This window comes from Synechococcus sp. LTW-R (genome assembly GCF_014217875.1).
In the GTDB taxonomy this organism is placed as follows: Bacteria; Cyanobacteriota; Cyanobacteriia; order PCC-6307; family Cyanobiaceae; genus Vulcanococcus.
Window position 1 is genome coordinate 1,853,261 of sequence record NZ_CP059060.1, and the last position, 26,471, is coordinate 1,879,731.

The 26,471-nt window shown below is 65.5% G+C and carries 24 protein-coding genes and 2 pseudogenes; 12 read left to right on the forward strand and 14 right to left on the reverse strand.

Features of this window, described 5'->3' with window-relative positions; translation table 11 throughout:
* Positions 1-13 precede the first annotated feature (13 nt).
* A complete protein-coding gene (locus H0O22_RS10325) occupies positions 14-2,539 on the reverse strand; it encodes a glycogen/starch/alpha-glucan phosphorylase (protein WP_185186573.1) in 2,526 nt (841 codons plus the stop codon).
* A pseudogene (locus tag H0O22_RS10330) lies at positions 2,539-4,958 on the reverse strand (phosphoketolase). Before H0O22_RS10330 ends, H0O22_RS10325 begins: the two are co-directional and overlap by 1 nt.
* Before the next feature lie 95 nt (positions 4,959-5,053).
* On the opposite strand from H0O22_RS10330, the gene H0O22_RS10335 reads away from it, so the two are divergent.
* Together H0O22_RS10335 and H0O22_RS10340 are read left to right on the forward strand one after the other, a co-directional pair.
* Complete coding sequence (locus tag H0O22_RS10335; RefSeq protein WP_185186574.1) at positions 5,054-6,391, forward strand: cation:proton antiporter; 1,338 nt, start codon at positions 5,054-5,056, stop codon at positions 6,389-6,391.
* Positions 6,351-6,902, forward strand: a complete 552-nt coding sequence (locus H0O22_RS10340; RefSeq protein ID WP_185186575.1) for an isoprenylcysteine carboxylmethyltransferase family protein — start codon at positions 6,351-6,353, stop codon at positions 6,900-6,902. The genes H0O22_RS10335 and H0O22_RS10340 overlap by 41 nt, the downstream gene beginning before the upstream one ends.
* Position 6,903: 1 nt before the next feature.
* Here the strand turns inward: H0O22_RS10340 and dusA are convergent, their stop codons facing one another.
* The gene (dusA, locus tag H0O22_RS10345; protein ID WP_185186576.1) at positions 6,904-7,902 is read right to left on the reverse strand and encodes a tRNA dihydrouridine(20/20a) synthase DusA; all 999 of its coding nucleotides are present in this window, start codon (positions 7,900-7,902) and stop codon (positions 6,904-6,906) included.
* A 25-nt stretch (positions 7,903-7,927) separates the two neighbouring features.
* Between dusA and H0O22_RS10350 the strand changes: the two genes are divergently transcribed.
* Positions 7,928-9,175 (forward strand): NAD(P)/FAD-dependent oxidoreductase, encoded by a 1,248-nt coding sequence (locus tag H0O22_RS10350; RefSeq protein ID WP_185186577.1) that lies wholly within the window; start codon positions 7,928-7,930, stop codon positions 9,173-9,175.
* On the opposite strand, the gene H0O22_RS10355 is transcribed toward H0O22_RS10350, so the two are convergent.
* The 3 genes and pseudogenes from H0O22_RS10355 to H0O22_RS10365 form a co-directional block, all read right to left on the reverse strand.
* Positions 9,168-10,403: a type II secretion system F family protein gene (locus H0O22_RS10355; RefSeq protein ID WP_185186578.1), complete on the reverse strand. Its 1,236-nt coding sequence runs from the start codon at positions 10,401-10,403 to the stop codon at positions 9,168-9,170. The genes H0O22_RS10350 and H0O22_RS10355 overlap by 8 nt on opposite strands.
* A complete protein-coding gene (locus H0O22_RS10360) occupies positions 10,403-11,464 on the reverse strand; it encodes a type IV pilus twitching motility protein PilT (protein ID WP_185186579.1) in 1,062 nt (353 codons plus the stop codon). Before H0O22_RS10360 ends, H0O22_RS10355 begins: the two co-directional genes overlap by 1 nt.
* A 66-nt stretch (positions 11,465-11,530) precedes the next feature.
* A pseudogene (locus H0O22_RS10365) lies at positions 11,531-13,366 on the reverse strand (GspE/PulE family protein).
* 95 nt (positions 13,367-13,461) lie between these two features.
* On the opposite strand from H0O22_RS10365, the gene grpE reads away from it, so the two are divergent.
* Genes grpE through rsgA form a run of 4 tightly spaced genes read left to right on the forward strand, consistent with a single transcriptional unit; the run spans position 13,462 to position 16,492 of the window.
* The gene (grpE, locus tag H0O22_RS10370; protein ID WP_185186580.1) at positions 13,462-14,136 is read left to right on the forward strand and encodes a nucleotide exchange factor GrpE; all 675 of its coding nucleotides are present in this window, start codon (positions 13,462-13,464) and stop codon (positions 14,134-14,136) included.
* A 2-nt stretch (positions 14,137-14,138) separates the two neighbouring features.
* Positions 14,139-15,266, forward strand: coding sequence for a molecular chaperone DnaJ (gene dnaJ / locus H0O22_RS10375; protein ID WP_185186581.1), 1,128 nt, complete (start codon positions 14,139-14,141; stop codon positions 15,264-15,266).
* A gap of 7 nt (positions 15,267-15,273) precedes the next feature.
* Positions 15,274-15,495, forward strand: a complete 222-nt coding sequence (locus H0O22_RS10380; protein ID WP_185186582.1) for a sulfurtransferase TusA family protein — start codon at positions 15,274-15,276, stop codon at positions 15,493-15,495.
* A complete protein-coding gene (gene rsgA, locus H0O22_RS10385) occupies positions 15,488-16,492 on the forward strand; it encodes a ribosome small subunit-dependent GTPase A (RefSeq protein WP_255439286.1) in 1,005 nt (334 codons plus the stop codon). The genes H0O22_RS10380 and rsgA overlap by 8 nt, the downstream gene beginning before the upstream one ends.
* On the opposite strand, the gene H0O22_RS10390 is transcribed toward rsgA, so the two are convergent.
* From H0O22_RS10390 to murC, 3 genes are read right to left on the reverse strand one after another with little or no spacing between them, the layout of a single operon-like run.
* Positions 16,489-16,827 carry a YbaB/EbfC family nucleoid-associated protein gene (locus H0O22_RS10390; protein WP_185186583.1) on the reverse strand — a complete coding sequence of 113 codons (339 nt, stop codon included), beginning with the start codon at positions 16,825-16,827 and terminating at the stop codon, positions 16,489-16,491. The two genes, rsgA and H0O22_RS10390, sit on opposite strands and share 4 nt — an antisense overlap.
* Positions 16,828-16,853: 26 nt before the next feature.
* A complete protein-coding gene (gene murB / locus H0O22_RS10395; RefSeq protein ID WP_185186584.1) occupies positions 16,854-17,771 on the reverse strand; it encodes a UDP-N-acetylmuramate dehydrogenase in 918 nt (305 codons plus the stop codon).
* 2 nt (positions 17,772-17,773) lie between these two features.
* On the reverse strand, positions 17,774-19,156 hold the full coding sequence (gene murC / locus H0O22_RS10400) for a UDP-N-acetylmuramate--L-alanine ligase (RefSeq protein WP_370521444.1): 1,383 nt from the start codon (positions 19,154-19,156) through the stop codon (positions 17,774-17,776).
* 238 nt (positions 19,157-19,394) lie between these two features.
* On the opposite strand from murC, the gene gap reads away from it, so the two are divergent.
* Positions 19,395-20,417 (forward strand): type I glyceraldehyde-3-phosphate dehydrogenase, encoded by a 1,023-nt coding sequence (gene gap, locus H0O22_RS10405; RefSeq protein ID WP_010313976.1) that lies wholly within the window; start codon positions 19,395-19,397, stop codon positions 20,415-20,417.
* Positions 20,418-20,493: 76 nt separating this feature from the next.
* Here the strand turns inward: gap and thiL are convergent, their stop codons facing one another.
* Both thiL and H0O22_RS10415 read right to left on the reverse strand, forming a co-directional pair.
* Positions 20,494-21,471, reverse strand: a complete 978-nt coding sequence (gene thiL / locus H0O22_RS10410; RefSeq protein ID WP_185186586.1) for a thiamine-phosphate kinase — start codon at positions 21,469-21,471, stop codon at positions 20,494-20,496.
* Positions 21,472-22,557: a peptidylprolyl isomerase gene (locus tag H0O22_RS10415; protein ID WP_185186587.1), complete on the reverse strand. Its 1,086-nt coding sequence runs from the start codon at positions 22,555-22,557 to the stop codon at positions 21,472-21,474.
* Positions 22,558-22,624: 67 nt separating this feature from the next.
* Here H0O22_RS10415 and efp point away from each other — a divergent pair, with 67 nt between their 5' ends.
* The gene (gene efp, locus H0O22_RS10420; protein WP_010313969.1) at positions 22,625-23,185 is read left to right on the forward strand and encodes an elongation factor P; all 561 of its coding nucleotides are present in this window, start codon (positions 22,625-22,627) and stop codon (positions 23,183-23,185) included.
* 4 nt (positions 23,186-23,189) lie between these two features.
* Positions 23,190-23,666, forward strand: coding sequence for an acetyl-CoA carboxylase biotin carboxyl carrier protein (gene accB, locus H0O22_RS10425; protein ID WP_185186588.1), 477 nt, complete (start codon positions 23,190-23,192; stop codon positions 23,664-23,666).
* Here the strand turns inward: accB and pdxA are convergent.
* Positions 23,663-24,679, reverse strand: coding sequence for a 4-hydroxythreonine-4-phosphate dehydrogenase PdxA (gene pdxA / locus H0O22_RS10430; RefSeq protein WP_185186589.1), 1,017 nt, complete (start codon positions 24,677-24,679; stop codon positions 23,663-23,665). The two genes, accB and pdxA, sit on opposite strands and share 4 nt — an antisense overlap.
* Between pdxA and H0O22_RS10435 the strand changes: the two genes are divergently transcribed.
* Positions 24,678-24,842 carry a hypothetical protein gene (locus H0O22_RS10435; protein WP_185186590.1) on the forward strand — a complete coding sequence of 55 codons (165 nt, stop codon included), beginning with the start codon at positions 24,678-24,680 and terminating at the stop codon, positions 24,840-24,842. The two genes, pdxA and H0O22_RS10435, sit on opposite strands and share 2 nt — an antisense overlap.
* A 10-nt stretch (positions 24,843-24,852) precedes the next feature.
* On the opposite strand, the gene H0O22_RS10440 is transcribed toward H0O22_RS10435, so the two are convergent.
* Complete coding sequence (locus tag H0O22_RS10440; RefSeq protein ID WP_185186591.1) at positions 24,853-25,731, reverse strand: SDR family NAD(P)-dependent oxidoreductase; 879 nt, start codon at positions 25,729-25,731, stop codon at positions 24,853-24,855.
* 31 nt (positions 25,732-25,762) lie between these two features.
* On the opposite strand from H0O22_RS10440, the gene H0O22_RS10445 reads away from it, so the two are divergent.
* Positions 25,763-25,993 (forward strand): hypothetical protein, encoded by a 231-nt coding sequence (locus tag H0O22_RS10445; RefSeq protein ID WP_185188459.1) that lies wholly within the window; start codon positions 25,763-25,765, stop codon positions 25,991-25,993.
* Between the two features lies 1 nt (position 25,994).
* Here H0O22_RS10445 and H0O22_RS10450 read toward each other — a convergent pair whose 3' ends face one another.
* On the reverse strand, positions 25,995-26,408 hold the full coding sequence (locus tag H0O22_RS10450) for an HNH endonuclease (RefSeq protein ID WP_185186592.1): 414 nt from the start codon (positions 26,406-26,408) through the stop codon (positions 25,995-25,997).
* Between the last annotated feature and the right edge of the window lie 63 nt (positions 26,409-26,471).

Consider the following 26,471-nt stretch of genomic DNA (forward strand, 5'->3'; position numbering starts at 1 on the left):
CGACGCCGGCTCCTTACTCGTCCAGGTTGCAGGTGATCGTCACGGGGAAGGCCTCGGCCTTCCAGATCCGGTCCGCGTACTCCTTGATCGATCGATCCGAGGAGAAGAAGCCGGTGCGGGCCGTGTTCAGCAGCGACATCCGGTTCCAGGCATGGCGGTCCGCCCAGGCCTGGCTGACCTGTTGCTGCACCCGCAGGTAGTCGTTGAAGTCGGCCAGGACGCAGAAGGGATCGCGGCCGGTGAGGTTCTCCAGCAGGGGACGGAAGAGATCACCATCGCCGCCACTGAAGTGGCCCTGCTCCACCAGCTTCAGCACCTGCTGCAGTTCGGGGAGCTTGGCGATGTGCTCCCAGGGGCGGTAGCCCTCCGTGTGCAGCTGGGCCACATCGGTCTCGGTCATGCCGAAGAGGAAGAAGTTTTCAGGACCGACCTGCTCGCGGATTTCGACGTTGGCGCCATCCAGGGTGCCGATGGTCAGGGCCCCATTCATGGCGAACTTCATGTTGCCGGTGCCCGAGGCCTCCAGGCCGGCGGTGGAGATTTGCTCGGAGAGGTCGGAGGCCGGGTAGACCCGCTCGCCCAGCTTTACGTTGTAGTCCGGCAGGAAGACCACCCGCAGGCGGCCATCCATGTCGGGGTCGGCGTTGACCGTCTCGGCAATCCCGTTCAGGAAGCGGATGATTAGCTTGGCCATGTAGTAGCCCGGGGCCGCCTTGCCACCGAAGATCACGGTGCGGGGGGCCATGTCGTTGGCCTGACCGTTCTTGATTCGCAGGTACTGGGCGATCACCTGCAGGGCGTTGAGGTGCTGGCGCTTGTACTCGTGGATGCGTTTGACCTGGACGTCAAACATTGAGGACGGATCCACCAGCAGTCCGCTTTGGCGGTGGATGTAGTTGGCCAGTTGGCGCTTGCTGGCGAGCTTGGTCTGCTCCCAGCGCTCCAGGAAGCTGCTGTCGTGTTGGCACTGCTCGAGCTGCTTCAGCTGATCGAGATCGGAGACCCAACCCTCGCCGATGCTTTCGGCCAGGAGTTTGCGCAGGGGGGGGTTGGAGAGGGCCACCCAGCGGCGGGGGGTGACGCCGTTGGTGACGTTGGTGAATTTCTCCGGCCAGAGCTCCGCGAATTCGGGGAACAACTTGGTCCGCACCAGTTCGCTATGCAGGGCCGCCACACCGTTGACGTGGTGGGAGGCCACGGTGGCGAGGTTCGCCATGCGAACGGCCTTTTGGCCGTCCTCATCAATGATCGAGAGCTTGCGCAGCAGCACCTCATTGCCGGGGTAGCGCAGGCGCACGCTCTGCAGGAAGCGGCGGTTGATCTCGTAGATCAGCTCAAGGTGCCGCGGCAGCAGGGAGCCGAACAGCGGCAGGCCCCATTTCTCCAGGGCCTCCGGCAGCAGGGTGTGGTTGGTGTAGGCGACCGAGCGGCAGGTGATGTCCCAGGCCTGCTCCCAGGTGAGGTGCTTGTCGTCAATCAGCAGACGCATCAGCTCGGCCACGGCGATGGCCGGGTGGGTGTCGTTCAGCTGGACAGCCCAGTGGTCGGGGAACTCCTCGACCGGGATGCCCCGTTGGTCGAGGCTGCGCAGCATGTCCTGCAGGGAGCAGCTCACGAAGAAGTGCTGCTGCTTCAGTCGCAGCCGCCGGCCCTCATCGGTGCCGTCATTGGGATAGAGGACCTTCGAGAGGGTCTCGCTTCCCACCTTCTCTTCGACGGCGCCGTAGTAATCGCCGATGTTGAAGGCGTAGAAGTCGAAGCTCTCGCTGGCGTCGGCTCGCCAGAGGCGCAGGCGATCGCAGGTGTTGACCCGGTAGCCGAGGACCGGGACGTCATGGGGCACACCGATGGCGTGTTCGTTGGGGATCCAGCGCACCCGGTAATTGCCGCGCTCATCGCGGTAGCTCTCGGTCCGTCCGCCAAAGCCGACGAAGCAGGCCTGGTCGGGGTGGGGGATCTCCCAGGGCCAGCCGCCCTTGAGCCATTTGTCGGTGATCTCCACCTGCCAGCCGTCGCGGATCAGCTGGTCGAAGATCCCGAACTCGTAGCGAATGCCGTAGCCGGTCGCCGGGATCTCCAGGCTGGCGAGGGACTCCATGTAGCAAGCCGCCAGGCGCCCGAGGCCGCCATTGCCCAGTCCGGGCTCCTCTTCCACCTCGAGGATCTCGTCGAGGCTGTCGATGCCGAAGCGGCGTAGGGCTTCCGCGGCGGCCTCCTGGATGCCGAGCATCAAGAGGTTGTTGCCCAGCTGGGGGCCGATCAGGAATTCCGCCGACAGGTAGGCGACAACCCGGGTGGGGGTGGCGCGCATGGCCTCATTGCCCGCCAGATAGCGGGTCATCAGCCGGTCGCGGACCGCGTGGCTCAGGGCCAGGTAGAGGTCGTGGCGGCTGGCTGTGGGAGCCAGCTTTCCCAGTGTGTAGAAGAGGTGTTCGGCCATGCCGTCGAACACGTCGTCCGCCGTCAAGCCGCTGCGGTCCGGATCGGCGTAGCAACCGGGCGTGGGCAGTTGCAGGTGACGCGGCGATTGCTCTTTCATCAGGCCAGCTCGGTTTGGACTGCAGTGCTCCACTGCCAGTTGCTGATCTCCGGGGCATCCATCCCGTGCTCATGCGCGTAGGCGCGATTCGCGAGGATCGATTCCTTCATCTGCTCCTTGATGTGAGCAGCGCGGGACCTTAACCCTGGAACTCTGTCGATCACATCAATCACCAAGCTGAACCGGTCGATCTGGTTGTTCATCGCCAGCTCAAGCGGGGTGTTGATGTTGCCTTTTTCCTTGTATCCGCGGACATGGAAATTGGCATGGTTGCGGCGCCGGTAGGTCAACCGGTGGATCAACCAGGGGTAGCCGTGGAAGTTGAACAGAACCGGGCGATCTGTGGTGAAGAGTGTGTCGAAATCCCGATCGCTTAAGTCGTGGGGATGTTCGCTCGGTTGCGTCAGGGCAAAGAGTTTGACCACATTCAGGACCCGGACCCGCAGCTCGGGCAGTTTCTGGCGCAGGATCTCCACCGCGGCCAGGGTCTCCTGGGTGGGGATGTCTCCGGCGCAGGCCATCACCACATCGGGCTCATCCGGCTGGCCGCTGCTGTGATCATTGCTGGCCCAGCTCCAGAGGCCAATGCCCTTGGCGACATGGCTTCGGGCCTGCTCCAGGCTGAGGTATTGCAGGTGCTCCTGCTTGTCGCTGACGATCAGGTTGCAGACATTGGGCTCCACTAGCGCCTCCTCGGCCACGGCCAACAGGCAGTTGGCATCGGCCGGCAGGTAGACCCGCACCACATCACCGCTTTTGTTGCCCGTCAGGTCGATGAATCCCAGGTCCTGGTGGGTGAACCCGTTGTGGTCCTGGCGCCAGACCGTGGAGGAGATCAGGCAGGTCCACGGGGCGATTGAGGCGCGCCATGGGGCGTGGTGACGGCAGCTCTCCAGCCATTTGGCGTGCTGGTTGAACATCGAGGCGATCACGTGGGCGAAGGCCTCTTAGGCGTGGAATAGGCCATAGCGGCCCGTCAGGAGATAGCCCTCGAGCATCCCCACCAGGGTGTGTTCGCTGAGCATCTCCACGACGCGCCCCTGCCGGGCCAGCTCTCCGCCGTCGCCGTCCTCGGGCCGCAGCTCCTCCATCCAGACCTTCTTGCTGCGCTCGTAGATGGCCTGGAGCCGGTTGGAGGCGGTTTCGTCGGGGCCAAAGACCCGCAGATTGTTCGGGTTGGCGGCGATCGCGTCCCGCAGCAGCTCCCCGAGGGCCGCGGTGTTGCCGTGGCGACGCACCCCGGGGGCTGAAACCGGCACCGCGTAGCTCTCCCGATCGGGGAGGGTGAGGGAGTGGCGCAGCAGCCCTCCGTTCGCGTGGGGGTTGGAACCCATTCGCTGGGCGCCGCTGGGGGAGAGCGCCTGCAGTTCGGGCCGGAGCTTGCCCCATCGTCAAAGAGTTCGCCGGGGCTATAGCTCTTGAGCCAGGCCTCCAATTGCTGGAGTTGCGCCGGATCCTGCTTGGGGTTCGGCAGGGGCACTTGATGGGAGCGCCAGAACCCTTCAATCTGCTTGCCGTTGAGGGCGTCAGGTCCGGTCCAGCCCTTGGGGGAGCTCAGGACGATCATCGGCCAGATCGGCCGGCTGGCCTGGTCGGCTCCGCCTTCCTCCTGGGCGCCTTGGCGGATCTCCTGGAGCCGGCGGACGACCTGATCCATGGCGGCCGCCATCGCTTGGTGCATCGCCTGCGGTTCGCTGCCTTCCACAAACAGCGGCTCCCAGCCGTAGCCCCGCAGCAGGCTGCTGAGCTCTGTTTTGGGGATGCGGGCCAGCAGGGTTGGGTTGGCGATCTTGTAGCCGTTGAGGTGCAGTACGGGCAGCACCACCCCATCGCTGAGTGGGTTCAGGAACTTGTTGATGTGCCAGCTGGTGGCTAGGGGCCCCGTCTCCGCCTCCCCATCGCCGACACAGGCAATGGCGATCAGCTCCGGGTTGTCGAAGACCGCACCGCAGGCATGGGAGAGGACGTAGCCCAGTTCGCCGCCTTCATGGATGGACCCCGGGGTCTCGGGGGTGCAGTGACTGCCGATATGGCCGGGGAAGGAGAACTGCTTGAAGAAGCGCTTGAGCCCTTCTGTGTCTTGGGATTTGTCCGGATAGATCTCTGAATAGGAGCCATCCAGGTAGGTGGGGCCAAGTACCCCCGGGGCTCCATGGCCAGGACCCGAGAGGTAGATGGCATTCAGACCGTGGCGTTGGATCACCCGATTGGCATGGGCCCAGATGAAGGCCTGACCGGGGCTCGAGCCCCAGTGTCCGAGCAGGCGGTTTTTGATGTGCTCGGGCTTCAGTGGTTCCCGCAGCAGCGGGTTGTCCTGGAGATAGATCATTCCAACCGCCAGGTAGTTGGCGGCCCGCCACCAGGCGTCGAGCCGCTCAAACTCACCGGCTACCAAGGGATGGGCGGCATCGCTGGCCATGGCTTCCGCTGCTTGTGCCTGCGCGGAAAGTAGCCGTTGTCACAGGAGATGACTCCGTCGGGCGAGACTCTCGTTCGGAATCACTCACGACTGCTATGCCGGAGATCGGCGCCCACCAGCTCGAAGTGGTCGAAACCCTGATCGGGGTCGGTCGCTTCCTGGTGATTTTTGTGGCGGCTCGCCTGCTGGCGGAACTGTTGGTGCGCTGGCAGTTGCCCACAATCCTGGGTGAGCTGATCGCCGGCGTGATCGTCGGCGCCTCGGGTCTGCACCTGATCGTGCCGCCGGAGACCCAGGCGGCAGTTGCGAACTGGGCGCTCCAGCTGATGGGTTCGCTCGCGGATGTTCCTCCCCAGCTGGTGGGCGAGGTCTACAACGAAAGTTTCCCTAGCCTGCAGGCGGTGGCCACCTTGGGCCTCTTTGCCCTGCTCTTCCTCACGGGCCTGGAAAGCGACCTCGATGAGCTGGTCGCCGTCGGCGCCCAAGCGATCACCGTGGCCGTGGCCGGCGTTGCCGTGCCCTTCGCCCTCGGCACCGCCGGCTTGATGGCGATCTTCCATGTGGAGGTGATCCCCGCCGTCTTTGCGGGTGCAGCGATGACGGCCACGAGCATCGGCATCACCGCCAGCGTCTTTGGCGAGCTCAAGATGCTGCGCTCCCGGGAGGGGCAGATCGTGATCGGCGCCGCTGTCCTGGACGACATCCTGGGCATCGTCATCCTCGCGGTGGTGGTGAGCATTGCCGGCGGCGGCAGCCTCGAGCTGGGTCCGATCCTCAAGTTGCTGGCCGCCGCCGTGGTCTTTGTGGTCGCGGCCATTGGTCTGAGCCGAACCGCGGCTCCCGGATTTGATTGGGTGATCGATCGCCTCAAGGCTCCCGGTGATGTGGTGGTGGCCTCGTTTGTGGTGTTGACGCTCTGCTGCTTCGCGGCCACAGCGATCGGCCTGGAGGCGGCCTTGGGGGCCTTCGCTGCCGGTCTGATTTTGAGCAAGTCCAACCACACCCACGCCATCGAGGCGGCGGTGAAGCCGGTGGTGGCGCTTTTCGCCACGATCTTCTTTGTGCTGATTGGCACCGGCATGGATCTGTCGGTGCTCAATCCTCTGGACCCCGACAACCGTGCGGGTCTGGTGATCGCTGCCTTCCTGCTCGTGGTGGCGATCCTGGGCAAGGTGGTGTCCGGTTGGACCTTCCTCTCCAAGGAGCCCACGAACCGTCTGGTGGTGGGCCTCGGGATGATGCCCCGCGGGGAAGTCGGCCTGATCTTCCTGGGTCTCGGTACCCAGGCGAAGCTACTCAGCCCGGCCCTAGAGGCGGCGATCCTGTTGATGGTGATCGGCACCACCTTCTTGGCCCCGATCCTGCTCAGACTGGTCTTGGCTGGAAAGAGTGATGGACCCGACCTCGACCCCCTCGCCGAAATCCCCACTTAAGGGTTGGCAGTTCAGTTGGGGCGGTTGGCTCGACAACCGCCACGGGGAGTGGTGGCTGCTGGCGCAGCTGTTGCTGATCGCGGCCACCCTGTTTCCCGCTTGGCCAGCCCCCGGGAGTTGGGGCTATGCCTGGCCCCTGCCCTTCGCCCTCGCTGGTGCGCTGCTGTTCCTGGTCGGCTTGCTCATGGCCGCCCAAGCCTTCTGGCGTTTGGGCTCCAGCCTGACGCCCCTGCCCGATCCCAAGCCTGGTGCGGCCTTGGTCACGAGCGGGGCCTACGGGCGCTGCCGCCATCCGCTCTATCAGGCCGTTTTGCTCTGTGAGCTCGGGGTAGCTTTCGCCCTCGGCAGCCTGTTCCACCTGGGACTCTTCCTCGCCTTGGCCGCGGTCTTGGGCGGCAAAGCGCGCCGGGAGGAGCGCTTGCTCGTCCCGCTCCATCCCGAGTACGTCAGCTATCGCCGGACGACCCCGGCGATCCTGCCGGGTTTGCCTGGGTTGGACTGGCGGAGCTGAGTCAGAGCCCGCGCTCTTCCAATTGCTGGGCGGCCCGCTCGAGGACCTCCGGGCCGGCGTCCCGTTGGCCAGCGGCTTGACCCAAATTCCGCCGCCAATGGCGGGCGCCGCTTACCCCTTCCACCACCTGCACCAGGTGTCGGGCGATGGACCACAGCCGCCCACCATTGCTGCACCAGCCTTCCGCATAGGGAATCAGGCCCCGCACCACCGTGGAGGCCTTCGCCACCGCCTGGCTGTCGTCTCTGAAGAGATCGCGGTCCACCGTGGCCCAGCGCAAGGGGTGGTCGTAGGCGGCGCGGCCCACCATCACCCCGTCCACCGCCTCCAGTTGCTCGAGGCAGCTGCTGAGCTCCAGCAGGCCGCCGTTGAGTTCGATGGTCAGCTGGGGCCGGTCGGCCTTGAGCTGATGCACCAGCTCGTAGCGCAGGGGGGGAATCGTGCGGTTTTGCTTGGGGTCTAAGCCGTCGAGCCAGGCTTTGCGGGCATGGACGCTGAAGCGCTGGGCACCAGCCGCGGCCACGGTGTCGACAAAGGCCAGCAGCTCCCCATAGGAATCGCGCTCATCGATGCCGATGCGGTGCTTCACCGTGACCGGCAGCGGCGAGGCCTCGGCCATGGCGCTGATGCAACGGGCCACCTGTTCGGGCTCGGCCATTAGGCAGGCCCCAAAGCGCCCCTTCTGGACCTTCTCGCTGGGACAGCCGACGTTGAGGTTGATCTCGTCGTAGCCGCGGTCGGCGGCGATGCGCGCGGCTTCAGCCAGCAGAACGGGATCGTCCCCCCCCACCTGCAGGGCAATCGGGTGCTCGATCGGGTCGAAGTCGATCAGCCGGTCGCGCCGCTCGCTGTGGTGGAGCGCCTGGGCCACCACCATTTCGGTGTACAGCAGGCTGCGACGGCTGATCTGCCGCATCAGCACCCGGAAGTGCCGATCGGTGTAGTCCATCATCGGAGCCACACTGAAGCGGTAGGCCCCGTTCAGCAGCGAATCGGGCATCACCCCATGCTCGCCTTTCACGCTGATGCCCCCCCGTTCTGAGCACTGGTCCCTGGTGGTGGCGGGCGGCGGCCCCGCCGGCTTTATGGCGGCCATCGCCGCCGCCGAGGCGGGTCAGCGCCGCGTTCTCGTGTTGGAGAGCACCCCGGAGCCCCTGGGCAAGGTCTTGATTAGCGGCGGTGGCCGCTGCAATGTCACCCACGCCTGCTGGGATCCGCGTGAATTGGTGGGCTTCTATCCCCGTGGGGGCAAGGCCCTACGGGGACCCTTCAGCCGCTTTGCCGCCGGCGATGCCGTCTCCTGGTTTGACGACCACGGCCTGACCCTGGTGGAGGAGGCCGATGGCCGCATGTTTCCCCAGGCCAACCGCTCCACCGCCGTCATCCAGTGCCTGCGGCAGGCCGCGGAACGGGCGGGGGTGACCCTGCGCAGCAGTGAGGCGCTGCAGCAGGCAGGCCAGGGACCTACGGGCGGGTTTGAGCTCACGCTCCGCAGTGGCACCCAGCTCAGCGCTGATCGCCTGGTGCTGGCCACCGGTAGCCATCCCAGCGGCCGGCGTTTGGTCTCAGGGTTGGGCCATGACTTGGTGGCGCCGGTGCCCTCGCTGTTCACCCTCGCTTTGAAGCCCAATCCCCTGGTGGGCCTAGCGGGTGTGGTGATGGATCCGGTGGACCTGGAGCTGGAGGCGGGGGGGCAGCGCTTCCGCCAGAGCGGCCCGGTGCTGATCACCCATTGGGGCCTGAGCGGTCCGGCGACCCTGCGGCTGACCGCCTTTGCCGCCCGGGCCCTCCATGGCGCGGGTTACCGGGCCAACCTTCAGGTGGATTGGAGCGGCGGCCGCTCCCTGCAGCAGCTGGAAGAGCTCTTTGCGGACTGCCGCAGAGATCAGGCCAAGCGCCAACTCAGCAACGCCCGCCCCTGGCCGGGGCTCAGTCGCCGCCTCTGGCAGCACCTCTTGAGCCAGCAGGGGGTCGAGCCTGATCGCCGTTGGGCGGATTTGGCAAAGCGTCAGCAGCTTGGTTTGCTGGAGTCCCTGCGCCGCAGTCATTTCCCGGTGGCGGGCCGCGGTCCCTTCGGCGAAGAGTTTGTGACTGCCGGTGGCGTGCCGCTTGGGGAGGTCAACCTGGCCACCATGGAGAGCCGCAAGGTGGTGGGGCTTTATCTGGTGGGTGAGCTCCTGGATGTGGACGGCGTCACCGGCGGTTTCAACTTCCAGCACTGCTGGAGTTCCGGTTGGCTGGCGGGTCAGGCGATTGCGGCCGGCGCTAGTTGATCTGATCGAAGATCGAGAACATTTGCAGGTACATCGCCAGCAGGATTGAGCCGACGATGCCGCCCACAACCACGATCATCGCTGGCTCCAGCATGGAGGTCAGGGCCTTGACGGCAGCCTCCACCTCGTCTTCGTAGAAGTCGGCCACCTTCGAGAGCATCGCGTCCATCTGGCCGGTTTCTTCGCCGATGGCGAGCATGCTCAAGGCCAGTTCCGGAAAGACCCGTTTGCGGTCCAGGGCGACGCTCAAGGGGATGCCCTCCTGCACGTCCTGACGGGAGACGACGATCGCATCGGCAATGACGGCGTTGCCGGCTGTTTCCTGCACGATCTCCAGCGACAGCAGGATCGGCACCCCCGCTCGGGTCAGGGAGCTGAAGGTGCGGCAGAACTTGGCCGTGGCGGTTTTCTGAATCAGATCGCCAAAGAGCGGCAGTTTCAGCAGGAGCCCATCCACCCGCCTGCGGCCGCTGGCCGTTGCGTAGTAGCGGCCAAACATCCAGACCCCCACGGCGATGGCCAGGGCCAGAAACAGGGAAAACGAGGACCGCAGCAACTGGCTGAGGTCGACCATCATTTGGGTGAACAGGGGGAGCTCAGCCCCGAGGTCTTCGAAGATTCCGGCGAAGGTGGGGATCAGGAAGATTGTCATCCCCAGGAAGACCAGGATCGCGATGGCCAGCACGGCCACGGGGTAGCCCATGGCGCTTTTGATCTGGTTCTGCAGCCGGGCATTGCCCTCGAGCAATTTGGCGAGCCGGCGCAGGCTCTCGTCCAGGACGCCCCCCGCTTCGCCGGCCTCCACCATGGCGATGGTGAGCTTGTCGAAGACCCGCGGCCAGGAGCGCAGTGCCGCCCCCAGGCTTCCCCCCTGGTTCACGTCCGTGCTGACGGCGGTCAGGGCCCGTTTGAACAGCGGCATGCGCTGCTGGCGGGCCATCAGATCGAGGCTGCGCACGATTGGGACCCCCGCATCCACGAGGGCCGCCAGCTTGTTGGCAAAGAGGGCTTTCTCGCGGATGCCGGGCTTGGCCTCGAGCAGGCTCGAGAGATCCATCCCAAAGACCGTGCTGGCGGCGGCTGGTTTGCCCGTCACCGGCTCCAGGCTGCTGGGCAGGATGCCCCGGCGCCGCAGCTCCCGCCGGGCACGGGTTGGATCGCTGGCCTGCAGCTGCAGCGTCCGGGTTTGACCGGAGCGGTTGGTGTAAGTGGCGCTGAAGTTGGGCACTAGCCCTCCAGGAGCCGCATCAGCTCGTCGGGCTTGCTCGCCTTGGCGAGGGCTTCACTGCGGTCCACGGCGCCGGCCTGCACCAGGTTGGCGAGGGCGCGCTCCAGGGTTTGCATGCCCTGCTGGCCGCCGGTTTGGATCTGGGAATAGAGCTGCGCGGTTTTGCCCTCCCGGATCAAGTTGGCGATGGCCGGGGTGTTGATCAAGATTTCCTGGGCCATCACCCGCCCGAATTGCCCGGGTTTGGGGTTCTGGCGTTTGCAGAGGGTCTGGGAAAACACCCCCACCAGGGAGCCACTCAGCTGCACGCGGATTTGGGTTTGCTGCTCGGGTGGGAAGACGTCGACCATGCGATCCACGGTTTGCGCGGCTGAGCTGGTGTGGAGGGTGCCGAAGACCAGATGCCCGGTCTCTGAGGCGGTGATCGCCAGCTGAATCGTCTCCAGATCCCGCATTTCGCCGACGAGGATCACGTCCGGGTCCTCCCGGAGGGCCGCGGCAAAGCTGCGGGTGTCATCCCCGAGCTGGCGCTGGTGGATGACGCTTTTTTCGTTGCGGTAGGTGAATTCGATCGGGTCTTCGATCGTGAGGATGTGCTCGGCGCGGCTGCGGTTGATGTGATCCAGCAGGGCCGCCAGGGTGGTGGTTTTGCCGGAACCCGTCGGTCCGGTCACCAGCACCAGCCCCCTGGGCCGTCGGCTGGTTTCCTCGACGATCGGGGGTAGCCCCAGGCTCTCCAGGCTCGGAATCGTGCTGCCCAGGGCCCGCAGGCAGGCGGCGTAGCTGCCCCGTTGGCGGTAGACATTCACCCGGAAGCGCGAGACGCCTTTGAGGCCATAGGCGCAGTCCAGCTCCCAGCTTTGCTCCAGCTGCTTGCGCTGGGCGTTGTTGATCATCGAGAAGATCAAGCGGTTGCAGAGGTCCTCGCTGAGGCGCTCCTCGCGCATCGGTTTGAGCGCGCCGCTGAAGCGCCCGTAGGGCGGCTGGCCCGCGGCCAGGTGCAGATCACTGCCACCGGCCTCGACCAGTTCCTCCATCAACTGTTCGATCTGGAGCTCCATGCCGCTGTCGGCGCCGGTGGCTGTCCTCAGTGTGGGAAGCCCGCCAGGGCCTGGCAATGCCGCTGGTTAATGCAGTTGCCGGGGGGTCAGGCAGTAGGGGCACTCCAGCCATTCATCCCGCATTCCTCCTCCGCAGCTGCGGCAGGTGATGGTGTGGAGAGCCTTGGCCCGGCGCTCGGTTTCCAGGCTCGAGTCGGTCAGGATCATCCGCTCGATTTCCTCAAGGGTCGTCTCCCCCTGCCGCACCAGGTCGAGGCCGTAGCCCGGCAGGGTTTTCATGCCGCTCTCGATGGCCAGCTTGCGCAGCCGATCGGTGCTGGCCTCCTGGGCAATGGCACTGGCGAGGGTGTCGTTGACCCGAAGCACCTCGTAGACGCCGACCCGGCCCTTGTCGCCGAGGCCTTGGCAGCTGGGACAGGGGTCGCTGTCGCCCGCCTGCAGGCGCTTGGCCTTGAAAAAGGTGATCGCTTGCTCGTTGCTGGCAAATAGGCCAAAGCGGCCCAGGTCCTGTTCGCTGGGGTGGTACGGCTGGCGGCAGTCCGGACAGACCCGACGCACCAACCGCTGAGAGACGATTCCAATCAGGGAGGCGCTCACCATGAAGGGTTCCACCCCCATTTCCGAGAGGCGGGCGATGGCGCTGGGGGCGTCGTTGCAATGGAGCGTGGTCAACACTAGGTGCCCGGTCAGGGCCGCTTCGATGGCGGTTTTGGCCGTCTCCCGGTCCCGGGTCTCACCCACCAGCAGGACATCGGGGTCTTGCCGCATGAAGGCCCGCAGGGCCATGGCGAAGTCGTAGCCCTTCTCCCGGTTGACCTGGGTCTGGGAAATGCCCTTGAGGGTGTATTAGATCGGGTCCTCAACCGTGGAGATGTTGACCCCCGGGTCGTTGCGTTCCGCCAGGAGGGAATAGAGCGTGGTGCTCTTGCCTGAGCCCGTGGGTCCCGTGACCAGCAGCATTCCAAAGGGTTTGCTGCCCATTTCCCGGACGCTGGCGAGGGCCGTGGGTTCGCTGATCAGCCGATCGAGCCCCAGGTGGGTGGCGCCGCTGTCCAGCAGGCGCATGCAGACCTTCTCGCCGTAGCGGGTGGGCAGGGTGCTGACCCGCAGGTCAAAGAGGCGCCCCTGATAGCGCCGTCTGATCCGGCCGTCCTGGGGGAGCCGGCGCTCGGCGATGTCCAAGTCCGCCATGATTTTCAGGCGGGAAGTCACCGCGGGGGTGAGCGTTTTCGGCAGCTTGTCCAGCTGCTCGAGAACCCCGTCCTGGCGCAGGCGAATCAGCAGGCCATCCTCCTGGGGTTCGAGGTGGATGTCGCTGGCACTGCGCTCCAGCGCTTGCACCAGGATGCGATCCACCAGGCTCACCACCGGTGAGGCGTTGGAGGCCTCCAGGCTGGCCTCGACATCCAGTTCAATCAGGTTGTCGTCAGCGGCCTCCTCGAGCCTCCCCTCAAGGTTCAGCTCATCGACCAAGGACACCCGACTCACCGGCGGGCTTGGTTGAGTTGGCTTGGGCTTACTGGCTGGTGTTGGGGCCGGATCCGCACTCGGGCTTTGCTCTAGCACCGCTTGCAGGTCTCCCTGGAGGGCTAGCCGAAGTTCCAGGGGCGGTCCTTCAGCAGCGGCGTTACAGAGGTTCTCGCGTTGTTCGGCGCTCCAGTGGGTGGGGACGGCTACCACGAGGTGGTTGGGGTTCAGCTGGACGGGAAGACAGCCCAGGGTTTGGCAGTTGGCTTGGCTGAGTTGGGGATGCCAGCTCCAACGTTCCCCTCCTGCGGCTCGCAAATCCGCGCTGCTGAGGACGGCTTCCTTGAGTAGTAATTCGACCTCGAGCCGCTGCTGCTCAGGGGTTTGGGCCTCCGCCACCGGTCGCTTGGGGATGGTGCTGGCGCTTGCTGTCATGAGCCGCTCCGCCGAGGAGGTGCGGGCTTCCGCCGCTTGTGGGGTGGCGCCCCTTCACATCAACATGTCTAGATCAGATCTTCGGTTCGGTCAGCATGAGCGGCGACGCGACTCCGTTTCCCCAGGACTCCGCCCCGGCCCCAGCTGAGGCCGCGGCAGCCCCAGAAGCCAGTGCGGCGGTGGATTCGGCGCCGGCTGAGGTGGCCGCTGAAGCCAGTGCAGACCCCGAGCAGCGCGTCCGGGAGCTCGAGGCCGAACTGACGGCCCTCAAGGCTGAGCACGAGAGCGTCCGCAGTCAGTACATGCGGATTGCGGCGGATTTCGACAACTTCCGCAAGCGCCAGAGCCGGGATCAGGAGGATCAGCGCACCCAGATCGCATGCTCCACCCTGAGCGAAATCCTGCCCGTGGTGGACAACTTCGAGCGGGCCCGTCAGCAGCTGGATCCTCAGGCTGAAGAAGCCCAGGCCATCCACCGCAGCTACCAGGGGCTCTACAAGCAGCTGGTGGACGTGTTCAAGCAGCTCGGCGTTTCACCGATGCGGGTCGAGGGCGAGCCCTTTGATCCCACCCTCCATGAGGCGGTGCTGCGGGAGCCCAGCGACGAGCACGCGGAAGACCTCGTGATCGCTGAATTGCAGCGGGGTTATCACCTCAACGATCGCGTTCTGCGTCACGCCCTGGTGAAGGTTTCGATGGGTCCTGGTCCCAGCGGCGGTGCTGCACCGGCCAGCTCTAGCGACGACGCTGCACCCGCTGAAGAGGCCTGAGCATGGCCGACTTCTACGACCTCCTAGGGGTGAGCCGTGATGCTGACGCGGACACGCTGAAGCGCTCCTATCGCCGTCTGGCGCGTCAGTACCACCCGGATATCAACAAGGACCCCGGGGCCGAAGACAAGTTCAAGGAGATCGGCCGTGCCTATGAGGTGCTGAGCGATCCCCAGACCCGGGCGCGCTACGACCAGTTCGGTGAAGCCGGCCTGGGCGGAGCCGCCGGGATGCCCGACATGGGCGACATGGGCGGCTTCGCTGACCTGTTTGAGACCTTCTTCAGCGGATTCGGTGGCGGCATGGGTGGCCCCTCCGCAGGGGGCGCACGCCGGCGCGGTCCCCGCCAGGGCGATGACCTGCGCTTTGACCTGACCATCAGCTTCAGCGAAGCGGTCTTTGGTCAAGAGAAGGAGATCCAGATTCGGCACCTGGAGACCTGCAATAGCTGCAGCGGCTCAGGCGCCAAGAGCGGCAGTGGCCCCACCAGCTGCGGCACCTGCGGCGGTGCTGGTCAGGTCCGCCGTGCCACCCGCACCCCCTTTGGCAGCTTCACCCAGGTGGCGGCTTGTCCCACCTGCGAAGGCACCGGTCAGGTCATTGCCGATCCCTGCTGCTCCTGCGGTGGCCAGGGCCTGCAGCAGGTGCGCAAGAAGCTGCGCATCAACATCCCCGCGGGTGTCGACACCGGCACGCGGCTGCGGGTCGCGGATGAGGGCAACGCTGGACAACGGGGTGGTCCCGCCGGCGACCTCTACGTCTTCCTGACGGTTCAGTCCCATCCGAACCTGCGCCGCGATGGGATCAACATCCACTCGGAGGTGACGGTCAATTACCTCCAGGCGATTCTCGGCGACATGATTGAGGTGGAGACCGTGGATGGACCGGAACAACTGGAGATTCCCGCCGGCACCCAGCCCGGAGCGCTCCTGACCCTGACCGGTAAGGGCGTGCCGAAATTGGGCAATCCCGTGGCGCGGGGCAACCACCTGATCCAGATCAAGGTGCAGCTTCCGACGAAGGTCAACCGTGAGGAGCGCGAGCTGCTCGAGCAACTCGCGGGTCACCACACGGCCAAGGGACAGAAGCATCCCCACAAGAGCGGTCTCTTCGGCGGTTTGTTTGGCTAGGTCAGTGATGACCCAGCTCGATCTCCGCGGGACCCCCTGCCCGCTCAATTTCATCCGCACCATGCTCGCCCTGGAGAAGCTCTCCGCCGGCGAGTGGCTGCAGGTGGATCTCGATGCGGGCGAGCCCGAGGAGATGGTCGCCAGCGGCTTGCGGGAGGCTGGACATCGCGTTGAGCTGGAGTCCTTGGAGGCTGGGGCGGTGCGCCTGTTGATCTGTCGCTGTGGCTGACGCCCTGGTGATGGCCCTCGAGGCCAACTTTTGCCGGGTGCAACTGGATCGGCCGGGCCCTGGAGGGGTGCAAGAGCTTCTCTGCGTGCGCCGGACGCGGCTGGGCAAGACCGGCCAACAGATTTGTGTGGGTGATCGCGTTGAGGTGGAGGGCATCGACTGGCCCGAAGCCCGCGCCGCGATCGCGGCTGTGGCACCCCGCAGCAGCCTGCTGGAGCGTCCCGCGGTTGCCAACTGCAGCCGCGTCGTGGTGGTGGCGGCCCTGGATCAGCCGGAATTGGACCCGCTGCAACTCACCCGTTTTTTGCTGACCGCTGAGCGCACGGGGGTCGCCGTGGAGCTGGTCCTCACCAAGGCCGATCTGCTGAGCGAGGCCGAGCAGCAGCGCTGGCGTGAGCGACTCATAGCTTGGGGTTACTCCCCTCTCCTCGTCTCCTCCAAGTGCGGCGATGGCCTGGCCGTCCTCGGTGATCGCTTGGCGGCACCAGGGATTTCGGTGCTTTGCGGCCCTTCCGGGGTGGGTAAGAGCAGCCTGATTAATGCCCTGCTGCCGCAGCTGAGCTTGCGGGTGAGTGAGGTTTCCGGTCGTCTACAGCGGGGGCGCCACACCACGCGCCACGTGGAGCTCTTCCCGCTGGCGTCGGGGGCGCTCTTGGCGGATTCTCCCGGCTTTAATCGGCCCTCCTTGCCCGCGGATCCTGCGGAGCTTGGGATGCTCTTCCCCGAGATCCGGCAGCGGCTTGAGGCTGGGGTTTGTCAGTTCAAGAATTGCCTGCACCAGGGCGATCCCGGCTGCGCCGTCGGCAGCGATTGGGATCGCCATGGCTTGTATCTCACATGCCTGGAGTCGGTCCAGCAGCAGGTGGCGCGGCAACCCCGGCTACGCACGGCCGGGTTGAAGCAGCGGGGAGGCAAAGAGGAGCCCTTGCTTGATCAGCGCCTGCGCCAAAGCTCGAGGCGCAGGCTGCGGCAGGTGGAGCCGGATGAGGAGGCCTAGCCCATGCCGGGCAGGTTCAGGTTCAGGCCGCCGGTGAGGTCTTCCATCCGCTCCTTCATCGTCCCGGTGGAGTTGTCGTAGGCCGATTTCAGGGCCTCGAGGGTTGCGTTCTCGGTGCTGGAGGCACCCTCGGCGAGCAGGGCGGGGTCCAGGCGCACCTTTAGGGGCTGCTGGTTGCCTGAGAGCCAAACACTGGCGCGGCCGCAGCTGCTTTGGCCTTCGATTTCCATCGCATCCAGCTCCTCCTGGAGCTTGGCGGCGTCCTGTTGGATTTGTTGGGCCTTTTTGAAGGCCTCGGTGAGCTGGCCGAAATTGGGGAGACCGAAACCGGCCATGCCTTAACTGCTGAGGTTGAGGCAGGCTACGCCGCTAAGGCGATGTCCTCGAAGGGACCGAGCCGTTTTACCTCGGTGCGCAGGGCGATGGCGTGGCGCTGCATCACGCGTTCCTGGACCAGGGCGATCAGCTGGTCAATCTCCCCCGCGCTTGCGGCGCCGGTGTTGACGATGAAGTTGGCGTGGATCGGGGAGACCTGGGCGCCCCCAATAGCGAAGCCCTTGAGGCCGAGTCCTTCGATGAGTTGCCCTGCTTTCTGTGGTTCGGGGTTGCGAAAGACACTGCCGCAGCTGGGTTGCTGGTAGGGCTGGCTGCTGGTTCGGCTGTGGAGATTGGCGCTGGTGCGTTGGCTCACGGTTTTCGGGTCGTGGCCCGGCGAGAGCCGAAAGCGCGCCGAGAGGACCACCAGGGCCTCGTCTTGGAGGCGGCTGTGGCGATAGGCAAAGTCCAGCTCCCGGCCAGGAATGGTGTGGGTTTGGCCGGGCTGGTTGGGGTCCACCACGGTGACGCTTTCGAGGACCTCGGCCGTGCAGCCCCCCTGGGCCCCAGCGTTCATGACGGCCGCTCCACCGACGGTGCCTGGAATGCCGACGGCCCACTCCAGGCCCGCCAGGCCGGCACGCGCCGCCCGCCTCGCCAAGGTGGGGATGGGCTCGCCTGCTTTGGCCTCAATCAGGCCGCTTGCGCTCTCCAGTTCAGCTCCTTGGATGTGGCGGGTGCAGAGGGTGAGCCCCTCGAGGCCTTGATCGCTAATCAGCAGGTTGGAGCCTGCTCCGATGACCCGCTGCCCGCAGCCCTCGGTCTGGGCCCAGCGCAAGAGGGCCAGTAGCTCTTCGGTGGATTCAGGTTCCGCCAAGAACGCCGCGGGCCCTCCCACTTTCCAGGTGGTGTAGTCAGCGAGGGTGACCGAGCGGCGTAGGCCGTCGGGAAGAGATGGGGCCATCGCTAGGCCACAAGGGGAAGGTCGGCAGCGGGGGCACTGCGCCCTTCCAGGCGGCTCCAAAGGCTGTTCACGTCTCCAGCTCCCATGGCGAGGACCAGGTCGCCGCTGTGGCTGCTGTTGCCGATGGCATCGGCCAGGGCGTCCAGCGTGTCAAAGGCGCACACGGGCAGATCGGGGGCCAGTCGCTCGATTTCAGCAGCGAGGGCCGCACTGGAGATCCCCGGTAGCGGCGCTTCACCGGCGGCATAGAGCGGGGCCAGCAGTACGGCGTCGGCCTGGCTCAGGGCCTCGGCAAAGTCCGCTAGGAATTCAGCGGTTCGGCTGTAGCGGTGCGGTTGAAAGACAGCCACCAACCGTTGGGGGGGCTCCGGCAAGGGGCTGCGGCCGCTGCTGACCATCAGCCGCGCCATCGCCAGGGTCGCCTTCACTTCGCTGGGGTGGTGGGCGTAGTCGTCCACCACTTGGCGGCCAAACCACGTGCCGCGGTAGTCGAAGCGGCGTCCAGGGGCTTGCAGTCCCTCCACGGCCCGTTGCAGTTCGTCGAAGGACACGCCGTGGAGGCGGCAGGCCGCCATCGCTGCTGTGGCATTGCTCAGGTTGTGCAGCCCCGGCAGGGGAAGCCGGAATTGCCCCAGGGCCTCGCCGTGTTCATAGAAGGTGGCGACGGTGCTGTCCCCATGCAGCGCATCGGCGATGGCGGCGTAATCCACGCCTTCGCTGGTGCTGATGGACCACCAATGGCTGGCGTCAAAGTGCTCGTGCAGCACGGGACAGTCCCGGTTGGCCAGCAGGTTCTCGCTGCCTTTGGCAAAGCGCTGCAGGGTCGTGATCAGCGAGGCGAGATCGCTGTAGTGGTCGGTGTGATCCAGCTCCAGGTTGGTGATCACCCCCAGCCAGGACTGGAATTTCACCAGGGAGCCATCGGATTCATCGGCCTCGGCCACCAGCAGGGGACCCTTCCCGTTGCGGCCGTTGCTTGCGAAGGCAGGTACGACGCCACCGATGACGGCCGTGGGGTCGTGATTGGTGGCGTGCAGCAGGCTGGCCACCAGGGTGCTGGTTGTGGTTTTGCCGTGGCTGCCGGCCACGGAGATGGAGGGTTGGGCGGCAATCAAGGCCGCGAGGACATCCGAGCGGTGCCAGGTTTGAAGGCCGGCACGTTCGGCTTCCACCAGTTCCGGGTTGCTGGCCGGGACCGCAGAGCTGACGACGACAGCAGGCGGGCAGGAGGTTCCGCTACGAATCGCGTCGATGGTGGCGGCGCTTTGTTCGCGAAAGACCCGGACCCCGCGGCTGCGCAGGTCCTGCAGCACGGCGTTGTCCCGCGGATCGGAGCCGCTGATGCTGTAGCCACGGTCCGCCAGGATCCCGGCGATGGCAGACATGCCGATGCCGCCAACTCCAATGAAATGGAGCGGTTGGTGGCGATCAAGCGTCAGGACCAATGGCGTACCCAAGCCTGGCCAGAAACTAAGCCCGAACGGGTCGCTTGTCCCCTCCTAGCGGCGCATTTGAGCGCTTTCGACAGGTGGGGCAACGATGTCCCCAGATGGGGAGGGGCAGGGAATTTCTGTATGATCGGCGGCCAAATACCCCTTGTAGCGGGCCTGCCCGCGATACGCCATGACGCTGAAGGTTGCGATCAACGGATTCGGCCGCATCGGTCGCAACTTCATGCGTTGCTGGCTGAGCCGCGGAAGCAATACCGGCATCGAGATCGTCGGCATCAACGGTTCCGGTGACACCAACACCAACGCCCACCTGCTGAAGTACGACTCGATGCTTGGCCCCCTGCGTAATGCAGAGGTGACCACCACCGAGAACACGATCGTCATCAACGGCAAGACGATCAAGACCTTCTATGACCGCAACCCCGCCAACCTCCCCTGGAAGGAGTGGGGCGTGGATCTGGTCATCGAATCCACCGGTGTCTTCAACGACGACGTCGGTGCCAGCAAGCACTTCGAGGCCGGCGCCAAAAAAGTGATCCTGACCGCCCCTGGTAAGGGCGACAAAGTCGGCACCTTCGTGGTGGGCGTGAACGCCGATCAGTACCGCCACGAGGACTACGACATCCTCAGCAACGCCAGCTGCACCACCAACTGCATGGCGCCTGTGGTCAAGGTCCTGGATCAGGCCTTCGGCATCGTCAAAGGCACGATGACCACTACCCACAGCTACACCGGTGACCAGCGCATCCTCGATGCCTCCCACCGTGACCTGCGCCGTGCCCGTGCCGCTGCGGTGAACATCGTTCCCACCAGCACCGGTGCTGCCAAGGCTGTCGCCCTGGTCTACCCCGAAGTGAAGGGCAAGCTGAGCGGCATCGCTCTGCGCGTCCCCACCCCCAACGTCTCGGTGGTGGACATGGTTCTGGAGATGAGCCGCGAGACCACCAAGGAAGAGGTCAACGCTGTCCTCAAGGCCGCGTCTGAGAACGGCATGAAGGGCATCATCAAGTACACCGATCTTCCCCTGGTCTCCAGCGACCACGCCGGTACCGACGAGAGCACCATCGTTGACTCTGACCTCACCCTGGTGATGGGCGGCAACATGGTCAAAGTCATCTGCTGGTACGACAACGAGTGGGGCTACAGCCAGCGCGTTGTCGATCTGGCCGAGATCGTCGCCAAGAACTGGAAGTGATCTGAGTCCTGCTCAGCCTTTCCCTTCAGCCGCCCCGAGGGGCGGCTTTTTTGTGCCTGATCCGGCTTGCCTGGATCTAGCTGAAGTGCCGGTAACCCGGGTCGTTGTCGCTTAGGGGCAGACCACTCTCGCTCCAGCTCAGCGCTGGAGAGGCGGCCGCGACTAGCTCGCCGATCACCTGGCATCCCGGCAGCGCGGCGCCGAGGCGTTGGGCCCAGGCCGGCTCCAGCGCCAGCACCAGTTCAAAGTCTTCCCCTCCGTTGAGGCACCAGCGCTCCCCTGAGCTCAGGGCGGCCATCGCTGGGTCGCAGGGCAAGGCGGTGCGCTGGAGCTGGGCCGCGCAGCCACTGGCGTGCGCCAGGTTCAGGACCGCGCGCTGCAGCCCGTCACTGCTGTCCGTGCCGCACACTCGCCATGGAGAGCCCTGGGGCTGGCTCGCTTCAAGGGCGCCGATGGCATCCAGCCGAGGCCTGGGCCGTTGATGGGCCTGGATGGCGCGCTGCCTGAGGTCCGCTGGAACGGGCTCCTCCAGTTGGTTTTGCAGTAGCGCCAGCCCGAGGCGGCTCAGGCCGTGGGGGCCGGTGCTCACCAGCCAATCGCCCGGTTGCCCATCCCCGCGGCGGATCGGGCCAGGTCCAAGGCTCCCCAGGGCTGTGATGGCCAGCAGGCGTTGTTGGCCGCTGCTGCAGTCCCCGCCCAGTAGCCTGCCGCCATAGCGCTGCAGGGCCTCAGAGAGGCCCTGGTAGACGCCCTCCACCCAGTCCCAGGCGGTGTCGCCTGGGGCGACGAGGCCAACGGTGAGCCCAAGGACGTCGCTGCACCCCATCGCCGCCAGGTCGGAGAGGTTGGCGGCCGCCGCGCGCCAGCCCAAGTCCTGGGGGGACATGGTCGCGTCGCTGAAATGCACGGTGTCAACGAGGACATCGGTGTTGACCACCACCGCTCCAGACCGCGACGGGCTCAGGATCGCGGCGTCATCCGCCAGCTGGCCCTCGGGCGCATAGGCCGAGAGCCGTTCAATCAGCTCCCATTCCCCGAGCTGATCAAGCCGCATTTAGGCGTGGGCTTTGAGGTTCTCGCCCCCGTCAATCAGGCGAGCGCGGACGATGCTGTCGTCGATCCCCAGTTCTTCGAGCACGTCAAAGCCGTCGACCACGTAGCCGAAGGCGCTGTAGCGACCATCGACGAGGTTCAGGCCTGCTGGGGTCAGTTCGGCCTCGTAGAGGAAGAAGAAGAACTGGGAGGAGCCATCGGCGAGGGATTCGTCGGAGTGGGCCCAGCCCATGGTGCCCAGGGTCGCGAACGGCAGCACCGGAGTGGCCTCAAAGCGGCCTAGGTCTTCGAAGGTGGCGTTGTAAAAGGGCTCGGCTTCCCCGGGAACCATGATTTCCAGCGGAACCTGGCGCTCAGCCTTCGTTTTCGGGTCGATGTAGCCGGTCTCAGGGCCTTTGGGGTCGCCGGTCTGAAGGACGTAGAAGTCTTCGGCGCGGGTGAAGGGGAGGCCGTCGTAGAAGCCCTGTTTCACCAGGTCCACGAACGCACCCGCGGTGATGGGTGCGTTGTAGCCGTCCACCACAGCCGTGACGGAGCCTTTGGTGGTCTCGATTTCAACGGTTGCGCGCCCCAGCAGCCGGGGCAGCGCATCAAAGTCGCTGGGGATGGCGAACGGGAAATCACCCACCAGCAGGGCCTCCAGGTCCCCGACGGTGCTTAGGGCAGCGCGGCGGTCGTCCAGGAAGCGATCACGGTCTGAACTCTCGCTGCTGGCCACCAGGGTGTCCATCTGGGCCTGCAGGGTGGTGATCAGGCTTTGACCCTCAGATTGTTTGGCCTCAGGCAGGCTCGCCACGATGGCGTCAGCCCGGGTGCTGAGTAGGGCCTGACTGCGTTTGACCGTATTCACCAGAGCGCTCCAGCGCTTGGCCCTGAGGTCGTCGCTGGTGCTCTCCAGCCTGTGCTGCAGCGTTTGCAGATCCGACTGTTCGATCGGCAGAGCGTTGCGAAGGATTGCGGCGGGATCCTTCACGGCATTCCCCGGCGGCAGGGCCGCTTGGACCGGTGTCGCCAGTGGGAAGGCGGCAAAAGCGATTGCGATCAGCAGGGCGGGCACCCAGCGATCCAGCCAGCGCTTCAGATCCATGCTGCAGCCTTGTCTCTGCCGGGACTCTGCCACAGCCGTACAATCCCGCCTGAACCGTGATGCCGGAATGATCTCGAGCAACGACTTTCGTACCGGCACGACGATCGAGATCGACGGACAGGTCTGGCGCGTCGTCGAGTTCCTGCACGTCAAGCCCGGCAAAGGTTCTGCCTTCGTGCGCACCAAGCTCAAGGCCGTCCAGTCCGGCAACGTTGTTGAGAAGACCTTCCGGGCCGGTGAGACCGTGCCCCAGGCGGTTCTCGAGAAAGCGGTGCTTCAGCACACCTACATGGAGGCCGACGACTTCGTCTTCATGGACATGTCCACCTATGAGGAGACGCGCCTGACCGCCAAGCAGATCGGCGACCAGCGCAAGTACCTCAAGGAAGGCATGGAGGTGAACGTCGTCTATTGGAACGGGAAGCCTTTGGAAGTGGAACTCCCGAACTCCGTTGTTCTGGAAATCACCCAAACTGATCCCGGTGTGAAGGGTGATACCGCGACCGGCGGCACCAAGCCCGCCATCGTCGAGACCGGCGCTCAGGTGATGGTTCCGTTGTTCCTCTCGATCGGCGAAAAGATCAAGATCGACACCCGCACCGACAGCTACCTGGGCCGCGAGAACTGATTCCATGCAACTCGATCACAACCAGCTGCGTGAGCTGATCGCCCTGCTTGGTGACAGCGATATCCAAGAGCTCAAGCTCGAAGGGGATGACTTCCGCCTGGAGCTGCGTCGCAACCTGCCCGGCGTCCAGCCCCAGGTGGTGATGCAAGCCGCCGCCCCCGTGGCGGCCCCGGCAGCCCCCGCCCCTGCGGCAGCGGCTCCCTCCGCGGCTCCTCCGGCAGCCCCCGCAGTGCGGAGCGATCTGATTGAGATCACCGCTCCGATGGTGGCCACCTTCTATCGCTCCCCTGCCCCCGGTGAGGCGGCCTTTGTTGAGCTCGGCGCCAAGATCAACGTGGGCCAGACCGTCTGCATCCTCGAGGCGATGAAGCTCATGAATGAGCTCGAGTCCGAGGTGAGCGGCGAAGTCGTTGAGATCCTTGTCGAGAACGGCACCCCCGTTGAGTTCGGTCAAGTGCTGATGCGGGTGAAGCCCGCCTAGCCCAGTTCCTGAGCTGCTTCGAGGGCCGCGATCATGCTTTCGGAGCGCGCCAGGCCTCTCCCGGCAATGTCGAATCCGGTTCCGTGATCCGGTGAGGTCCTGAGGAAGGGCAGCCCCAGGCTGGTGTTCACCGCCTGGTCAAAGGCCAAGAGCTTCACGGGGATGAGCCCTTGGTCGTGATACAGCGCCAAGAAGCCGTCGGGGGCGTCCCCGCCCTGCCGCCAGGCCAGGCCCGCACTGAGCCAGCAGGTGTCAGGGGGCAGTGGCCCCAGGAGTCGCACATCCGGGTTGCGCGCCGCCCAGTCTTGGAGAGCCGCTTCAAGCCAGCTCGCCTCCTCATGGCCCAGGCGCCCGGCTTCCCCCGCATGGGGATTGAGCCCCGCCACCGCCAGGGTTGGATTCGGGCGGAATCGGCGGCAGAAGCCCAACAGGACATCGAGCTTGGCCTGCACCCGTTCCCGGTTGAGGGCCTTGGGCACCTGCTGGAGGGGAATGTGGGTGGTCGCCAGCAGGGTGTTCAGTCTCCAGCCGCTTTGGGGCGAGCGGGCGGTGAACAGCATGGAGGCGTTCTGGACACCCGCCAGTTCAGCCAAGCGTTCCGTTTGCCCGGGGTAGTGGTGGCCAGCGGCGTGCCAGTACTGCTTGGCGATCGGGGCGGTCACCAGGGCCGCGCCCTTGCTCCGCTTGACGAGCGCGACGGCTTCGCTGAGCCAAAGGAAGCTGGCATCACCGCTCCGGGCATTTGGAGCCCCGGCTTGGACGGGGTGCTCGAGCGGGCAATCCAACAGCTCGAGCCCGGCGGGGTCGGCCAGGGGGGCGTCGCTGCAGCGTTTGAGCTGCTGGTAGTTCTCCTCGAGCCAGCGGCGGCAACCGACCAGCAGCGGTGGCTCCGCTTCACTGCTCCAACGCGCCAGGGCCTTGAGCACGACCTCTCCACCGATGCCCGCGGGATCGCCCAGCGAGACGATCAGGCGAGGGCGCTTAGCGTTGCTGTCGCTTGGCGGATCACCCATGTTGCGTTGGCTGTTGCTGATCGGGATGGGCTTTGCCCTGGTGAAAGGGGTGCAGAACGGCTGGGTGGAGTTGCACTGGAACCGTCTCTTCCACGATGCCGGGGTGCCCTTTGTGCCGGACCCAGATCAAGGCCCGGCGGGCTCGGACGCGACGCGCCTCTAGCGTTATTCCATCACTTGGGACGGATCCGCTCCTCATCCCAGCTGGCGGCAAACCCCTCGCGGTAGGTCGGGTAGCGCAGGCGATAGCCCAGCTTCTGGCAGAGCAATGCATTGCTGACCCGTCGGTTGTCCGCCCAGAAACTGAGGGCCATTGGACTCATCGCAGGCTGGGCCTCCTGGAAGGTCCGGACGGCGGGCAATTTGCAACCCAAGAGGTGGGCGGCATAGCCCAGGGTTTCGCTGGAGGGGCAGGGCAGATCGTCGCTGACGTTCAGCACCGTTGGCCTGGCCTCAGCGGGCAAGTCACAGCAGTGCAGCAAGGCGCCAACGATGTCATCGACATGGATCCGGCAGAAGACCTGCTTGGGTTTGTGGATCAGCCGTGCCGTGCCCTGTTCCAGTTGCTGGAAAGGGCAACGGCCCGGGCCGTAGATCGCGGGGAGCCGAAAGCTTTGGAGCGGCAGAGCGCTGTCTAGCCAGCGTTGCTCGCAAGAGAGCCGGGATTGGCTGCGGCGTAGCCCGGGTTGGGTGGGGCTCCCTTCATCGGCCCATTGGCCTTGGGTGTCGCCGTAGACCCCGGTGGTCGAGAGGTAGCCCACCCAATCGAGCGGTTGTTGCTCAAGGGATGCCAGGAGCAGGCTGTAGGCGTCGTCCTCACCGTCCCCATTCGGAGGCAGCGTGATCAGGACATGGCTCAAGGCCTCAGGCAGTTCGGGGATGGCCGCCTCGCCCGCATTGAACCGGAGCCAGTGCGGCTCCTCCTGGGCCGACCGTGAGGTCAGCCAGACCTGGGCTCCCCGTGCCCTTGCCGCGGCAGCAAAGCGCTGACCGGTGTATCCCCCGCCGATGACCAGCACGCGGGAGGAGGGGTTGACACCACGACTCGTCATGAGTACACCTGTATTACTCGCTGGCTGATCGGTGACCGCATCCTGCTTCCCCGCCCCCCTCGCGTCTTCCTTCGTCGCTCAGGCTCCCGTGCGCGTGCGCCCCAAGCGACGTCCGCGGGTGGGCGTGGAGCGCCGTCTGGTCGGCTTTTCGGCTTTGGCGCTGATGCTGGTTTCGGCGCTGTTGCTCGCTCCGGATCAGCCCGAGGCCCAGGCGGAGATCTGTCAGCGCCACAACGGCGCGGCGGCTTGTCGGATTTGGTGACCTAGGCCGCCTGCAGGTACGGCTGCATGGGGTTGAAGCCGGAGTCCGTCGCGGCTGGCTTGGGAATGGCTCCGGGGCTCGCCCACTGCAGCAGGCGCAAGGCCAGGCGCAGATCGCCATCGGTCCAGGCGCGAATGGCCATGGCTCGGCGAGGGTCATAAAACCGCTGCTGCCGGTACCACTCGAAGGCATCGGCGTCACTCTTGCGCCCATTGCAGGCCAGGCAGGCGGGGACGCAGTTCTCGGTCACGCTCAGTCCGCCGCGACTTTGCGGAAAGACGTGATCTATGGATTCAGAAGGTTTGCCGCAGTAAATGCATGTTTTCCCCGTGTAAGTGTGGAGGGATTGTCTCCATCGACGAACGCGAAGTTTGGGGCACAAGTCTTCAAGGAAAACGGCATCCCTACTGTGCATCCGAATAATTCGGTTGCTGCGAGTCTGGCCTGAGTGGCTTGGATGTCAATGTGTCGAACGATG